The organism is Achromobacter sp. GbtcB20 (assembly GCF_019091095.1).
Lineage (GTDB): Bacteria > Pseudomonadota > Gammaproteobacteria > Burkholderiales > Burkholderiaceae_B > Achromobacter > Achromobacter mucicolens.
Map to the genome: position 1 here is coordinate 1 of NZ_JAGXJZ010000418.1, position 306 is coordinate 306.

Annotated in this window: 1 pseudogene; it reads left to right on the top strand. The window is 68.3% G+C overall.

Annotated features, from left to right (window positions below):
• Positions 1-306: pseudogene (locus KVT32_RS29580) on the top strand (hypothetical protein); the annotation flags it as partial.

The following is a 306-nucleotide window of genomic DNA, read 5'->3' on the forward strand; positions in this document are numbered from 1 at the left end:
CCACCTTGCGCCACGACGACACGGCGGTTGGCGAAGCGGCCACGGGAAGCCAGCCGGCCGCACCGGGCGATCTGCTTCGCGAGCACATCGTCTCGCCAGCACCGACGACAGAACGGCTCCAATCGATCCAGCGCATGGACGCCGACCAGTTGGGCGATGCGCTGCCGCCCGACTTCTCGGCGAGCGTGCTGCAGTCCATCCCGGTGCAAGCCGGCGGACTCTATCCGATCTCCGACGTCTGGTACATCGACGCCGGCCTGGACACGCCCGATCGGCTGCGCATCCACATCGCGCAGTTCGCGCAAG